Source organism: Bradyrhizobium guangdongense (assembly GCF_004114975.1).
GTDB classification, from domain to species: domain Bacteria; phylum Pseudomonadota; class Alphaproteobacteria; order Rhizobiales; family Xanthobacteraceae; genus Bradyrhizobium; species Bradyrhizobium guangdongense.
This window is the reverse complement of the sequence record NZ_CP030052.1, coordinates 776,052-790,612: the sequence shown is the minus strand read 5'-3', so window position 1 is coordinate 790,612 and position 14,561 is coordinate 776,052. Positions and strand designations below refer to the sequence as shown.

11 protein-coding genes and 1 pseudogene are annotated in these 14,561 nt (G+C 55.9%); all 12 read left to right on the top strand.

The genetic code is table 11. From position 1 onward, the window contains the following. Positions 1 to 8: 8 nt before the first annotated feature. The 12 genes and pseudogenes from X265_RS39385 (at position 9) to X265_RS39330 (ending at position 14,559) form a co-directional block, all read left to right on the top strand. Positions 9 to 1,037 (top strand): ABC transporter ATP-binding protein, encoded by a 1,029-nt coding sequence (locus X265_RS39385; RefSeq protein WP_128955179.1) that lies wholly within the window; start codon positions 9 to 11, stop codon positions 1,035 to 1,037. Then, complete coding sequence (locus X265_RS39380) at positions 1,034 to 2,848, top strand: ABC transporter permease subunit (RefSeq protein ID WP_164933842.1); 1,815 nt, start codon at positions 1,034 to 1,036, stop codon at positions 2,846 to 2,848. Before X265_RS39385 ends, X265_RS39380 begins: the two co-directional genes overlap by 4 nt. Positions 2,849 to 2,919: 71 nt before the next feature. Further along, positions 2,920 to 3,987, top strand: coding sequence for an extracellular solute-binding protein (locus X265_RS39375; RefSeq protein WP_128929622.1), 1,068 nt, complete (start codon positions 2,920 to 2,922; stop codon positions 3,985 to 3,987). A 117-nt stretch (positions 3,988 to 4,104) separates the two neighbouring features. Continuing rightward, positions 4,105 to 5,172: an extracellular solute-binding protein gene (locus tag X265_RS39370; protein WP_128929621.1), complete on the top strand. Its 1,068-nt coding sequence runs from the start codon at positions 4,105 to 4,107 to the stop codon at positions 5,170 to 5,172. A 71-nt stretch (positions 5,173 to 5,243) separates the two neighbouring features. Then, positions 5,244 to 6,461, top strand: coding sequence for a pyridoxal phosphate-dependent aminotransferase (locus X265_RS39365; RefSeq protein WP_128929620.1), 1,218 nt, complete (start codon positions 5,244 to 5,246; stop codon positions 6,459 to 6,461). Between the two features lie 22 nt (positions 6,462 to 6,483). Beyond that, positions 6,484 to 7,908 carry an MmgE/PrpD family protein gene (locus X265_RS39360; RefSeq protein WP_128929619.1) on the top strand — a complete coding sequence of 475 codons (1,425 nt, stop codon included), beginning with the start codon at positions 6,484 to 6,486 and terminating at the stop codon, positions 7,906 to 7,908. Positions 7,909 to 7,924: 16 nt separating this feature from the next. After that, positions 7,925 to 8,629: a carboxyltransferase domain-containing protein gene (locus X265_RS42500; RefSeq protein WP_128929618.1), complete on the top strand. Its 705-nt coding sequence runs from the start codon at positions 7,925 to 7,927 to the stop codon at positions 8,627 to 8,629. Continuing rightward, positions 8,626 to 9,672: a 5-oxoprolinase subunit C family protein gene (locus X265_RS39350; RefSeq protein ID WP_128929617.1), complete on the top strand. Its 1,047-nt coding sequence runs from the start codon at positions 8,626 to 8,628 to the stop codon at positions 9,670 to 9,672. The genes X265_RS42500 and X265_RS39350 overlap by 4 nt, the downstream gene beginning before the upstream one ends. Next, on the top strand, positions 9,650 to 10,417 hold the full coding sequence (locus tag X265_RS39345; protein WP_128929616.1) for a LamB/YcsF family protein: 768 nt from the start codon (positions 9,650 to 9,652) through the stop codon (positions 10,415 to 10,417). Before X265_RS39350 ends, X265_RS39345 begins: the two co-directional genes overlap by 23 nt. 25 nt (positions 10,418 to 10,442) lie before the next feature. Beyond that, positions 10,443 to 11,468 carry an Ldh family oxidoreductase gene (locus tag X265_RS39340; RefSeq protein ID WP_164933844.1) on the top strand — a complete coding sequence of 342 codons (1,026 nt, stop codon included), beginning with the start codon at positions 10,443 to 10,445 and terminating at the stop codon, positions 11,466 to 11,468. Continuing rightward, positions 11,401 to 13,147, top strand: a pseudogene (locus tag X265_RS39335) (MFS transporter). The gene X265_RS39340 and the pseudogene X265_RS39335 overlap by 68 nt, the downstream one beginning before the upstream one ends. Before the next feature lie 116 nt (positions 13,148 to 13,263). Beyond that, positions 13,264 to 14,559: an NAD(P)/FAD-dependent oxidoreductase gene (locus X265_RS39330; protein ID WP_128929614.1), complete on the top strand. Its 1,296-nt coding sequence runs from the start codon at positions 13,264 to 13,266 to the stop codon at positions 14,557 to 14,559. The last annotated feature ends 2 nt before the right edge of the window (positions 14,560 to 14,561 follow it).

Below are 14,561 nucleotides of genomic sequence, written 5' to 3'. Positions count from 1 at the left end.
GCATACGAATGAAGCTCAAGATCGAAAACCTCTCGAAACGGTACGGTGCGTTCGACGCTTTGAAGCCGACGTCTCTCGATGTGGCCGAAGGAGAATTTCTGACTCTATTGGGCCCTTCTGGCTCCGGAAAGACGACGCTCCTAACCATGATCGCCGGACTAACCCCTCCAAACTCCGGCGAGATCTACATCAACGGTCGTCGAGCTACCAACGAGCCCGCGTTTTATCGGGATATTGGCATGGTCTTTCAGAACTATGCCTTGTTTCCTCATTTGAGTATCGCGGAAAACCTCGCATTTCCGCTGCGCATGCGGAAGATGCCGGAGGCTGATATACGCGACCGGGTAAAGTCGATGTTGGAGATCATCAGCTTACCTCACGTTGCCGAGCGTGTGCCCAAGGAGCTATCGGGTGGTCAGCAACAACGCGTGGCTCTCGCACGCGCAATGGTCTACCGGCCGTCGATCGTACTGATGGACGAACCTTTGGGCGCGCTGGATAAGAACTTGCGCGAGCAGATGCAGATCGAAATCAAGCATCTGCATAAGCGATTAAAGACGACCATCATCTACGTGACCCACGACCAAGAAGAAGCGTTGGCCATGTCAGATCGGATCTGTCTGATGAACGGTGGCGAGATCGAGCAACTGGCACCACCGAACGAAATTTACGATCGCCCCTCGACGGTCTTCGCCGCTAACTTCATCGGACAGTCCAATATCATGGCGGCTGGCGAAGTGAGCGATGCAAGCGGCAACGTGACGCCCATGCAGGCGGGAACGCGACTGATGGTTCGACCTGAATACGTTCGCGTCAACGCCGACGTCGTTCCCGCGCACCACCGGACCGAAGCGACGTTTATTGAGCGCATCAATATTGGGCCGACAACCCGGTACTTCTTCAAGTCGGCGTCCGATCGCGTCCTTTCAGCCCTTGTTCTGAATGCACAGGCTCCTCACGATATCGAGAACGGTCAACGTTGCATCTTGAGCTGGGCCGCCTCCCGGTCGGTAGAAATAAAGGATGTAGGAACGTGACAGATCGGACGACCATCCCGGGATCATGGCCGCGATCAGATCGGCGCCTACCTCTGAGCGAATTGCTAGCGCGCTGGCCGTTTCTTCAGATAGCACCGCTGCTGACGTTTCTATCCGTCGTATTTGTACTGCCTGTCGGCGGAATTCTTGTTCTCAGCCTCTTTGACGCTCACGGTGCGCTGACGCTAGAGAATTTTTCGCGAGTATTTAAGACCAATCTATACGTTAGCGTGCTCGTGCGAACGATTCAAACCGCTGCTTGGGCCACCGGGATCTGCCTGACGCTCGGTTACCCCGTTGCATATGCACTCTCCAAAGCAAATGCAGGGGTTCGAGCAGCAATCCTGACGTCCGTTCTGGTGCCGCTTTGGACTAGCTTTCTGATCCGCAATCTGTCACTGATTATTATCTTCGGTCGCCGCGGTTTGATCAACGTAACCGGCTTGAAGTTGAGCTGGCTCGATCATTCGATCGCCTTCCTCTACAACTGGAACGGCGTGATGATCGGCCTGAGCAGCTCGCTTTTGCCTTTGGCGATTATTACGATGTACTCCGTAATGGAGGGCATCGAGCCGAACTTGGAAAAAGCGGCGAGCACGCTGGGTGCCCGCCCCTCCCATGGTTTTTGGCGGGTCTATTTTCCTCTGTCGTTACCGGGAGTGGCGGCCGGCGGTATCTTGATCTTTGTGAGTGCTCTTGGGTTTTTCATCACGCCGCAGCTGCTCGGGAGTCCTCGGGAAACGATGATCGCTCAATTGATCATCGAACAAGTTACCGAGGTGTTGCACTGGAACTTCGCTGCGGCGATATCCGCCATGCTGTTGCTGGCAACACTTATTTCCTTCTTTCTGTTTGATCGGGTGGTTGGAATGCACATTCTGACCGGAGAAGAGGGCGACCAGCATCCGTCGAGACTGAACCGAATGCTCCGCCGTGGCGGAATGAAACTAATCAACGGAATTTCATGGATTACCGCCAGCTTCGGATTGGTCGCCGAAAAACTGACGGGACGGACGGTGAAGCTCAGGCAAAGGGTGAGTAGACCCATTCTGTCGATGGTTTCGCTGGCAATTGCGTTGTTCTTGATACTTCCGATCTTCTGTATCGTTCCGATTTCATTCTCTAACAGCCTTCTGTTCGGCTGGCCGCCCCAGGGTTTCTCACTCCGATGGTACACGTCGGTCCTTAGCTCACCAATCTGGGTATTGGCTTTCTGGCGATCGGTTGGCATCGCCGCCATCACCAGCTTGATGGCCATTGCCATCGCTATTCCGGCGGCACTATTTCTCGTTCGTCAAAAGACGAGGGCAAAGTTCCTGATAATTCTGCTGCTGACCATTCCGATTTTTCTGCCTCATATCATCACGGCGGTCGCGCTGTTCTACGCTTATGCCCGCTTCGGGCTGATTGGCACATGGGTCGGATTGATCATGGGGCATATGGTGTTTGCGCTGCCCTATGCCACGATGTCACTGATGGCCGTGCTCAAAAATTACAATCGTTCGTTGGACTATGCCGCATGGACGATGGGCGCGTCAAAATTCAAGACCTTCCGATATATCATGCTGCCGATCATCAAGCCTGGAGTTTATGGCGCGTTTCTTTTCGCATTCATCCAGTCGTTTGACGAAGTGACGATTTCTCTGTTTGTCACGGGAGGCAGCTTCACCACGCTTCCGAAGCAGCTATACCAACAGGCAGTGTACGGGGCGTCACCGGAGTTGGCAGCAGTGTCGACGCTACTCCTGGCGTTAATTCTCGGATTTATGCTCATAGCCAATTCCGTTGGCGGGACGTCCAGACGCGTGTAGCGCTTGCATCGGTTGGATGGGCCGACATTAGAGCCGTCAGTTCGAGGCAATGGTTAGTGAGGAGGCCAACAATGAATAGAAGGCAATTCGTCAAGATAGCTGCGCTATCCGGCGCGACTTTCCCACTACCCGCCATCGTCGGACGCGCATCGGCGGCCGGTGAGACCCTCTATGTTGCGGATGCGGGCGGTGCGTACACCGAGTCCTACAAGAAGGTTATCTATACGCCCTTTACTGCAAGCACGGGAATTGATGTCGTTCCGGTCGTTCGGCCAGCCCAAGCGCTGGCTCAGATGAAGACCATGGTGGAAACGCAGAACTATACGTTCGATGTGCATGGGGCCGCCGGTCTCGATGAAGGTGTCCGCTACGATGCTGAGGGGCTCAGCGAACGAATTGAGTTGCCGAGGTCAATATATGACGACCTTCCTGACTCCATCAGAAATGTTCCGGGCTTCTATCCGGACTCCGTTGCAGCGTTTGCGACGGTATATCGGCCGTTAGCGACAAAACGGGATCTGAAACGAGTTGCCGATATTTGGGACATGTCCATTCCGGGAGTTCGCTCGCTGCGTACTGGCGGTCGCGACAACATAGAATGGGCGCTTCGAGCGGATGGCGTTCCCGCGGGACCGGCCATTATCAATGAGCTGAAAACAAAAGCCGGGTGGGAGCGCGCATTTCGAAAATTGGATGAGATCAAACCGAAAATCCTGACTTGGTGGAGTACGGCCCCACAAAGCGCTCAGCTTCTGCAAGCTCAGGAGATCGATATTACAGCGACGTATGCGAACCGGGCTGCAACGCTGATCCGGCAAGGTGAGAACCTCAAAGTGCTTTGGAACGAAGGTTATTACACTGCCTATGGGTACGTCATCCCAAAAGGCAATCCAAAGGTCCATTTGGTGCAGAAGCTCATCGAGTTCTCATTGGATCCGAAGCGTCAAGCCGCGCTTGCTTCCGAGTTGATGCAAGGAAGCGCCTCGAAAAGTGCCTTCGAATTTATCGACAAGAAGGTGCTCGAGTACGTCCCGACGCAACCAGATAATTTCAAGCAGATGGTCCCGTTGGACGTGGCTTTTTGGGGAGAGAATCTCACGAAATCGAATGAGCTGTTCAATCAGTGGCTTGTGAAATGACGAATGATGATCGGCACTATCGGCAACGACCATCCCTTTGAACGCCCCGGGATGATTGCCTCCGACGACATTCGATGAAATCCGCGGTCGGCGTAAGTCGCTAACGGAAGGCCAGAAATGAACAGAAGAAAGTTTACTAAGACCACAATGCTGGCGGGCGCAACGTTAGCAGCACCCGCGATCATGGGTCGCGCTTCGGCAGCGGGCGAAACTCTCTACATTGCAGATGCTGGTGGCTCCGTATCTCAGATTTATAAGGAGCTCTTTTACACTCCTTTCACGGAGGCTACCGGCATCACGGTCGTTCCCGTGGTGCGAGCCGCGCAGCCGCTGCCCCAGATGCAGTCGATGGTCGACACGAAGAATTATATCTTCGATGCTTGCATTGGCGCAGGCATGGACGAAGCAGTTCGATATTTGGCTTTGGATTTGGTTGAAAAGATCACCCTTCCAAAACACCTGTATGACGACCTTCCGGTGGAGCTGAGGAACCTCGCCGGTTTTGTGCCCGACTCGATATCAGCCTATTCAACGGTTTATCGGACCTCCGCGACCGGGAAAGATCTGACTTGCGTTGCGGACATGTGGGACAAAGCGATCCCTGGCGTGCGGTCCCTCCGCAACAGCGGCCGGGACAACATCGAGTGGGCATTGCGCGCCGACGGCGTCAAGCCCGGCCAGGCCATCATAAACGAACTGAAAACAGATGCCGGTTGGATTCGGGCATTCAAGAAGCTCGATCAAATCAAACCGCGGATCGCTATGTGGTGGACGACGGCGCCGCAGAGCGCGCAGCTGTTACACAGCGGCGAAATCGACATTACCGCGACCTATGTCAACCGGGCAGCGGAGCTTATCGTGCAAGGAGAGGATCTTAAGATCCTATGGAATCAAGGCTATTACACCGCATATGGCTGGTCGATTCCGAAAGGGAATCCGAAGGTGGCGATGGTTCAGAAGCTCATCGAATTCACTCTTGATCCGAAGCGACAAGCCGCGCGTGCAGCGCGCGTCCTGAACGGAACGGCTTCGATCAGCGCCTACCAATATATCGACCCCAAGATCTTGTATTTGATCCCGACGCAGCCTGACAACTTTAAGCAGCTCGTGCCCCTCGATGTCAGCTTCTGGGGTGAAAACTTGTCCAAGTCGAATGAAATGTTCAACGCTTGGCTCATCAAATAAGAGGCTGCGACAGCCGAGCCCGCGCGCAGACGGGTCGAAAGCCTGGCGTCGTTCTCACGGACTAGGAAGCGGTGACTAATTTGAATACACGAAGCAGATCGAAGCGGGTTGGCAAGATTCAGGTCGATGTCTCCGAGAGCATGGCTCAAAAAGCAAAGTTGAGAGTGGCCTCAGGCAAGCGCGTTATCAGCCTTGCACAGGGCGAACCTGACTTCGATACGCCAGAGCACGTTCAGGAAGCGGCAATTGCGGCGATCCGAGCTGGAGAAACCCGCTATACCATCAATACGGGTACCATTCAGCTGCGCGAGGCCATCTCGCGCAAGCTGAGACGCGACAACGACTTGGAATACGGAGTCAATCAGATCGTGGTCGCTCCGGGCGCGAAACCAAGTATATATAATGCCTTCGCCGCAACCTTAAACGACGGCGACGAGGTCATTATACCTGCACCCTATTGGGTGCCGATGCCAGACATGGTGCGGCTCGCCGGCGGACAGCCGGTGATAGTCGCGTGCGGCGTCGAAAGTGACTTCAAGATGCAGCCTGGACAACTACAGGCGGCCATCACACCTCGGACGCGTTGGCTTCTTTTGAATTCGCCAAACAATCCGTCGGGATCAATTTACTCAAAGGCGGAATTGCTTTCCTTCGCCGAAATATTGCGTCGCCATCCTAACGTCCTTGCTTTGTCAGATGACATCTATGAGCACATTCGGTTTGATGGGCGGCCGTTTTACACCTTGGCGCAGATTGCGCCCGATTTGCGGGAGCGCATCCTGACGGTCAACGGCGTTTCCAAAGCATACGCCATGACGGGTTGGCGTATCGGCTATTGCGCCGGGCCGGATTGGCTGATCAGGGACATTACTCGAGTCTTGTCGCAAGCGACGGGTGGCGCATGTTCAATCGCGCAGGCTGCTGCTCTGGCCGCACTCGAAGGGCCACAAGATTTCTTAGCCCAGCGCGTAGCTGTGTTCCACCGGCGGCGAGATTTTGTCTTACCGATCATCAAGGCAATTCCAGGTCTTTCCGCCGAGCGCCCTGAGGGAGGGTTCTATATCTTTGTGAGCTGTACCGATCTGATTGGGAAAACGACGCCGGCAGGCGGCCGAATCTCGTCTGATAGCGTTCTGTGCGATTACTTACTGGCCGAGGCCGACATCGCAGTTGTACAAGGCGCGGCCTATGGCCTTTCTCCTTACTTCCGTATCTCCATCGCGTCGTCGGACGACGACTTGCGTACCGCCGTGGCAGCGATCCGCTCCGCGGTTCTAGCCTTACGCTGAACCAAATTCGAAGTATCATAATATGAACGAGATCACTTCCAGTGCCGCCGAGGCGACGCGATCACGTCCACCCGTGACCGCCTTCCTTGCTGATTGGGTTACGAAACTGCGCTTTTCCGACATCCCGACAGAGGCGGTGGAGACGACCAAGCGCGCTTTCGCAGACACGTTGTCTGTGACGCTTGCGGGCGCAGGCGAGGCGGCCGCAAGCAGGGCGCGTCAAGCTTTGGTCGATGAACCCGGCAAATCGCTGGTTATCGGCACTTCCTTGCGCACGACGGCGAGAACGGCGGCTTTTCTCAATGGTGTGGCAGCTCATGTGCACGATTTCGATGACGGCAACGCGACTATGCTTGGCCATCCATCCACTGGCATGGTTCCGGCGCTTCTTGCGCTGGCCGACGAGCGCAACGTTTCGGGCGAACAACTGATCACCGCGTATGTGGCTGGGATGGAAGTCGGCGCCAAGATTGCGCGGGCGATGACCTACCAACATAATGCCAACGGTTGGCATACGACGTCGACTTTCGGAACCTTCGCAGCGACGGCTGCATCGGCAAAGCTGTTGGGTTTGGACGCGCAGCAGACCAGAGATGCGTTGGGGATCGCCGCCTCGATGGCTTGTGGCATCCGTCAGAACTTTGGAACGTCGACCAAGCCCGTCCACGCCGGCCGTGCTGCCGAGAACGGCGTAATGGCCGCAAAGCTGGCTCTGGCTGGCATCGACGCAAGCCCGACTGCCATCGAGGGTCATGAAGGTTTCATGCACCTATTCGGTGACTTGAGTGTGATCTGTTTTGAAGACGCAATGCGCGACATGGGAGCCCCCTTTGAAGTGATGCGCATCAACGTCAAGCTATATCCGGTTTGCGCGATGGTGCTCCCGGCTCTCGACGTGCTTGTCGAAGGCCTCCGAAATAAAGAGCTTGATCTGGCAGATATAACCTCGGTGCGTTGCGGCACCAGCTATCAAACGCTTAACATCATGCGTTATGATCGGCCTGAAAGTCACTTACAGGCAAAATTTAGCTACAGCTATTGCGTGGCTGTGGCACTGCGAAAAGGCGACGTCACGCTAGCCGATTTCACTCCCGATGCGCTCAAGGATCCCGCGACGCGCAAGATAATGGAGTCGGTTGAACCTTATGTTCATCCAGACCAGAGCACGCCAGAGCTTTTCGAGCCGCTCTACAGAGCCGGAAAAGCCTTTACCGAAGTTGATGTCATGCGGCGAGACGGGAGTCTCTTTAAACGGCGCAAATCCAATTATATCGGCTCGAGCAGCGACCCCGTCAGTTGGGAACATCTGGAGCGGAAATATCGGGCGTGTACTGATGGAATGTTCGATTCCGCCAGGTCGGATCTTATTTTGACACGTTTCCAACATTTGGACAGGCTGAACCGGGTCGGTACACCAATTCTATTGGGCCTTGAAGAGCTGCAGTGACGGACAAAGTACGGGCATGTGCGCAAAGCTAGTGGTTCTTGATGCACCGAGGGTCAGTCACTGCGGTGCTTCGGCTCTGCTGCTCGATGCCGAAGGGCCACTTTCGTTGCAAACGCAGCAACGCATTTGGGCGTTGGATAGAACGGTCCGGAATTGGCAAGAGGTGACTGACGCGCAGGTGGGATTGAACAGCCTCTTAATCGTTGTCGACCCTTTGACAACGGACACCGAGCCTTTGGCGATGAGATTTTTGGCGGAATGGAATGGAACGACCGCTTGGTCCGGTAATGGCCGCACACTCGAAATCGGGATCGTTTACGGGGGAGCTGCAGGTCGGCACCTGCGCGAAGTTGCCGATCGTCTCGGAGTATCGCCGAGCAGGGTGGCTGAATTGCATTCGGCAGGCAATTACACTGTCTTTGCGCCTGGAACGGGTCCAGGCTTCGGCTTTCTCTTCGGACTGGATAGACGGCTGCACCTGCCACGCCGGCCTGAACCTCAAATGGTACCCAATGGTCCAAATTTGAGCATGGCGGGAGCGCAGACGTCTCTTGGACCGCCGTTGAAGCCGGGGGAGGAGCCTTCGCTCGTTCCAAGCGGCTGGTACGCACTCGGACATGCACCGGCATCGCCCATACCGTTCGACTTCAGCAAAACGCCGCCCAACGTTCTTGACCTGGGAGACTGCATTCGTTTCCGAATCGAACGGGTTGAGACATGATCGAAGTGCTTCAAACGCTTCCCTTGAATTCTGTGCAGGATTTGGGGCGGATAGGGCAACGTCACCATGGAATTGCCCGAACGGGAGCGGCCGACCGGGTCGCTCTATCGGTGGGCAACATCTTGCTTGGAAATTCCACTGAGGCCGCCGGAATTGAGGTCCAGATGGGTCCCATGCGGTTGCTGTTCAATCAGCAAATCATGGTTGCACTGTGTGGGGCCGATTGTCAGGCCGTTCTCAACCAACGTCAAGTCGCACCATGGTCGCGTTTCGCGGTTGCGCCGGGCGACGAGCTGGCGATTGGACCGGCACGTATGGGGCTTAGAGCCTATCTTTGTGTGCCCGGAGGCATCGACGTTCCCGAGGTGCTGGGATCCCGCAGCACCTATTTCAGGCAACGCGTTGGTGGCCTGGAAGGGCGCATGCTTCGCGTAGGCGACAAGCTAGGCGCTCTGAAAAAGAGTGCGCAGCCGCAACCCGAACTCTCCGTCTTGCCGCCCGACAACGTTCTCGAACGCGGACTTCACGCATTAGCGGAGCAGGACGATATTGTTCTCCGCGTCGTTCGTGCCGGAGAATATGATGATTTCACATCTAGGTCGCAGCAAACGTTCTGGCGTGATCCCTGGAGGGTCTCCGCTCAGAGCAATAGAATGGGCTATCGATTGGATGGCGCCGAACTGATGCGTACCGACCCCGGAGAAATGCGATCATGTCCGATCACGCCCGGGGTGATCCAGGTGCCCCCAGGCGGGCGCCCTATCGTGCAATTGGTCGACGGCAACTCTGCGGGTGGCTATCCGAAAATTGGTTACGTCATAGAAGCCGATCTCTGGCGCGTCGCCCAAGCGCGGCCAGGCAGCGTGTTCCGTTTCGTGGAATGTTCGGTAACCGAAGCGCGTAAGGCTCTATCTGAGATCGTGAAATATTTGGACAGGCTGGGTTGCCTGATAGCGACGGCCGACAACGGCGGCGTACCAGCGCGCATTTCGCGAGAAACCGAGGCAGGGATGGCGAACGATGAAAATCGATATCAATTCTGACATCGGAGAAGGGTTCGGGCGTTGGCGGCTTTGCGATGACGCCGCTCTGATGGCGCTGATTTCGTCCGCGAATGTGGCCTGCGGTTTTCACGCGGGTGATGCGGTCATCATGACCGACATGGCGGCGCAGGCGAGAGCGCGGGGAGTGGCGCTAGGAGCGCATGTCGGCCTGCCCGATCTACTAGGCTTCGGTCGTGTTCCGATGAAGATTGATCCCCACGATATGCGGAAACACGCACTTTACCAGTTGGGCGCTCTCTCGGCGATCGCCAAGGCTGAAGGTTATAAGGTGACACATGCCGGTACGCATGGCGTCTTTGGCATGATGTCGCGCGAAACACCGGAATATCTTCAGCTCATCTTCGATGCTTTCAAAGCCTATGATCCCGACATCATCGTGCCGGGAGAACCCGGCAGCCCTTGGCAAGCTTACGCGCGGAAGATCGGGTTGCGGACTGTTGGACGAATTTATGCCGACCGGGCCTACGAGGAAGACGGCTCGCTCGTTTCGCGAAAGAAGCAGGGAGCAGTCATCAACGATCTCGATCAAATCGCCGCGAGAGCAAGCCAGTTCTTGAATGACGGCACGGTGACAGCTATCACGGGAAAACGAATCAAGTTGGATGCGAAAAGCATTCTGGTTCATTCAGATACGCCTGGCTCGGTCGAGATTGCCAAGACTTTGCGCGACACGATTGAGAGAGGCGGTGGACAAGTGACGCCACTGACAGAGCTTGTCGAATAGAACAGCGTTCATCGCGGAGCGTCACTTGACCGTAGCGGACGACGAAATTCAGATCCCGCTAGAGATCCTCGAACCCAAATTAGCTTCGGCCTTGCGCAGAGCGGGACTGTCGGAACCCATCGCACGAATCATTGCCGAAACGGTTGCCGGCGCCGAAATCGACGGCAGTAGAAGCCACGGGATCCATCGCTTGCCCGGCTATGTCTCAAGCATATCCAGCGGCTGGATTAATACTGCAGCTAAACCGGCTTGCGAGCAGACGCGGCCCGGCTGTTTGGCGGTTGAGGCTGACAACGGGTTTGCTCAACAAGCAACGCGCGCCTTCTCGAACCGTCTTGCTGGTATGGCTCGGAGCCAAGGTGTCGCGACGATGTTTGTCCGCAATTCGCATCATTTTGGTGCTTTGTGGCAGGACGTGGAACCCCTGGCGCGCGCCGGTCTGATCTCAATTGCGATGGTGAACAGTCGCAGCCATATGGCTGTTTGGCAGGGTAAGCGAAAGACGCTCGGCACCAATCCGATCGCATTTGCCTGTCCAAGGACAAACGCGCCGCCTTTGGTGTGGGACCAAGCTTCGAGCATCATGTCGCACGGCGACATCCTGCTGCACGCTGCCGCTGGTAGACCCGTTCCTTCAGGGGTCGGAATTAACAGGGACGGAGACGTAACTACTGATCCGGCGGCGATACTGGACGGGGGGGCGCTCCTGCCGTTCGGCGGAGCAAAAGGAGCGTCGCTTGCCTTTATGGCCGAGGTTCTGGTGGCGGCACTCTCCGGCGGCACCTTCGGATTTGAAGATTGTTCTTCCAACTTTCCTGGGGCGAAGACCTCGAATGCCGGGCAATTCATTTTGGCCCTTGATCCCGGTGCTGGCGGGAATGCTTCGTTCCAGGGACAGTTGGAGAGGCTAATAGCGGAATTGAAACACGCAGGATCAACTCGCATGCCGGCCGATAACCGCTATCGGCGTCGCCAAGCGGTGCATGAAAGCGGAATGCTGTCGGTCGATGCGCGCAATTGGGCGCGCGTTCTCAGTTTGGCGGAGGACTAGCGATCTTGATATCGCGAAGGCGACAAGTGTTGCCAAAAGCATCACCGAGACAATTGTGCCGGTTCCCCTGTTTCTGTCTCCATTAAAGCAAAAGGCGTTTCGATCGCTCTGGATCGCGACGATGATGTCGAATCTCGGGACGCTTGTGCAGTCGGTGGGCGCCAGCTGGGTCATGGCCACTATGATGGGTTCGCAGGCCATGGTGGCGCTGGTTCAGACAATGAATTCCCTTCCCGTGATGATCTTCTCGATGATAGCGGGTGCGCTGGCGGATAATTATAGTCGTCGTCGCATATTGATCATGGCACAAGGTGGCATGGTGTTAGTATCCGCGGTTCTCGCGACTTCTATCTGCTTCAATGTTCTGGATCCTTGGCTTCTTCTCGCCCTTACATTTCTAATCGGTTGTGGCAACGCGCTGTACAATCCCGCGTGGCAAGCCTCGATAGGCGATGTCATCTCAAAGGAAGATGTTGCCGGCGCGGTCGGTTTGAATGGGCTCAGCTTCAACATGATGCGCAGCGTTGGCCCTGCCTCGGGCGGATTGGTCGTCGTAGTGGCAGGGTCCGCCGCGGCGTTCGCTGCGAATGTTCTTCTCACACTGCCGCTGATAGGCGCGCTCTTGCATTGGAAGCCGCACTATCCAAAGCCGGAGCTCCCCCCGAGCATGTGGGAGCAGCGATTGGTGCCGGCCTTCGTTACATCAGGGTGTCTCCCCATCTTTTGAGAGTTCTCCTACGAACGGCGATCTTCAACTTGGCCGGTGTCGTCGTTTTGGCTCTGCTTCCGTTGGTTGCACGAGACACGTTGAAGGGAACGGCACTAACCTACGGCATGATGTTGGGCACTTTTGGCTTCGGTGCGATCGGCGGCGGCTTGGCAAACGCTGCCATTGTCCGCAAGTTCAATAACGAGGTTGTCATTCGCGCAACTTTCGCGAATTTTGCGCTCGCGCTCATCTTGTTGGGCGCTTCAACTTCGATGCCCCTTAGCTGCATCGCACTACTTGTCGCCGGTGCCTGTTGGGTCATTTCATTGTCCTTATTCAACGTCACCGTGCAACTGTCACGCCACGGTGGGTGGTTGGAAGAGCGCTCTCCTTCTATCAGACCGCGACTTTCGGCGGGATGGCCCTTGTATCCTGGCTTTGGGGCGAAGTTGCAGGTTCACACGGTCTTTCGATCGCCTTCGTGGCGGCAGGGACCGTAATGATGATCGGAGCGGTCTTGGGCTTTCAATATCCGCTTCACGCGTTGTCCGGCGATGATCTCGATCCCATCGGACCATTCCAAGCGCCCGAGCCTATGGTCGAGATCAAGCCGGATTCGGGGCCGGTCTTGGTCTTAATAGAGTATGAAATTGCCCACGAGGATACTCTTCGCTTTCTTGAGCTGATGCGAGAACGGCGTCGTATCCGTTTGCGTGACTGGGCCCGTCGTTGGGCCTTGTTACGAGACATTGAACGGCCACTCGTCTGGGTTGAAAGCTACTACTCGCCAACGTGGATCGAATATCTGCGTCATCATGGCCGCCGTGTACGGGCAGACGCTGACAACTTGGCGTCGCTTCGCAGTCTACATCGGGGGCCTAAGGATCTGCGTCGTGTGCATCGCCTGATTGATAGCCGGATTGTTCCCACGCGAAGCGATTTTCCGCCAAAACCCGAAGCAATGCTTTGATCTTGAGTACGATCCAAGCGCCCTCTCACCTTTCGACGCAGAAGTTGGTTGATTGTATCCAATAGCTAAGTTAAGTATGCACCAAGTCTCTCGCCCTGACTTTTTGCTGGTTCGTCATGTCCCAACTGCCCGCTTCAACCAAAGTGATCGTGATAGGGGGCGGAATTATCGGCAGTTCAACTGCTTACTACCTGGCCAAGCGAGGGGTTCCAACCTTGCTTTGCGAGAAGGGACTTATCGGAGCAGAGCAATCCGGACGCAACCAGGGTTGGGTTCGCGCTCAAAAGCGCGACGCTCAAGAAATGCCGTTGATCCGGGAAAGTTTGCGAATCTGGAACGATCTGGAGCGGCAGCTAGGCCAAAGTGTCGGCTTTAAACAGACGGGTATTTTGACGGTATTCAAGCGCGACGAGGAAGCAGAAGCTTGTGAAAGCTGGCTCGCCAACACCTGTCCCGACGATATCGTTGCTCGCATCGTTTCAGGGGCTGAATTGCGAGCCTTGCTGCCTGGCGCGTCAAGACCGTGGGCTTGCGGCCTGTATTCTCCCAATGACGGCAGGGCGGAGCCATCATTGGCAGCTGCTGCGTACGCAAGCGCGGCGAGGGCGCTCGGCGCGCAGATTGTCGTGTCATGCGCTGTGAGAGGAATTGAAACCCGGGCGGGACGCATTTGTGGCGTTGTGACGGAGCTCGGGCCAGTATCTTGCGAAGCAGTTGTTTTGGCGGGCGGAGTTTGGTCTTCGCTCTTTTGTAACAATATGGGTTTGCGGTTGCCGCAACTCAAGACAATGTCGAGCCTTGTCCGAGCGTACCCGTTGGAAGGGGCTCCAAAAACGTCGATCAAGGGCCCCGATTTTTCGATCCGCACTCGGCACGATGGAGGGTTCACCATAGGTTACGGCGCGTGGAATCGAACGGAAATCGTGCCCGACAGTTTCCGCTATCTCGTCGACTATTTGCCGATGATTTTGACTGGTGGAAACAATGTACGGCTGCGTCTGGGGCGGCGCACGCTTGCGGAGCTGTTTCAGAAATCGCGCTGGCGCATGGATGAACAAACGCCTTTTGAACAGACACGTGTCCTGGATCCCGTGCCATCACTATACGATCTTCGTCAGGCGCAGCGTAATATCAGTCGCGAGTTTCCCGTATTCGCCAATATGAGAGTTGCCGCAACCTGGGCCGGCCTGATCGATGTCATGCCCGATACAAAGCCGGTCATTGGGGCAGTGGACACCATTCCGGGATTTTTTATCAGTAGCGGGTACTCCGGTCACGGCTTTGGGATTGGTCCTGCGGCCGGGCATCTGACGGCTGATCTGGTTACTTCCGAAAAACCTATCGTCGATCCTTCTCCTTTTACTTTCAACCGGCTGTCGAGCGTCAAACGCCAGCCGGCTTTCGCACAGTAGAA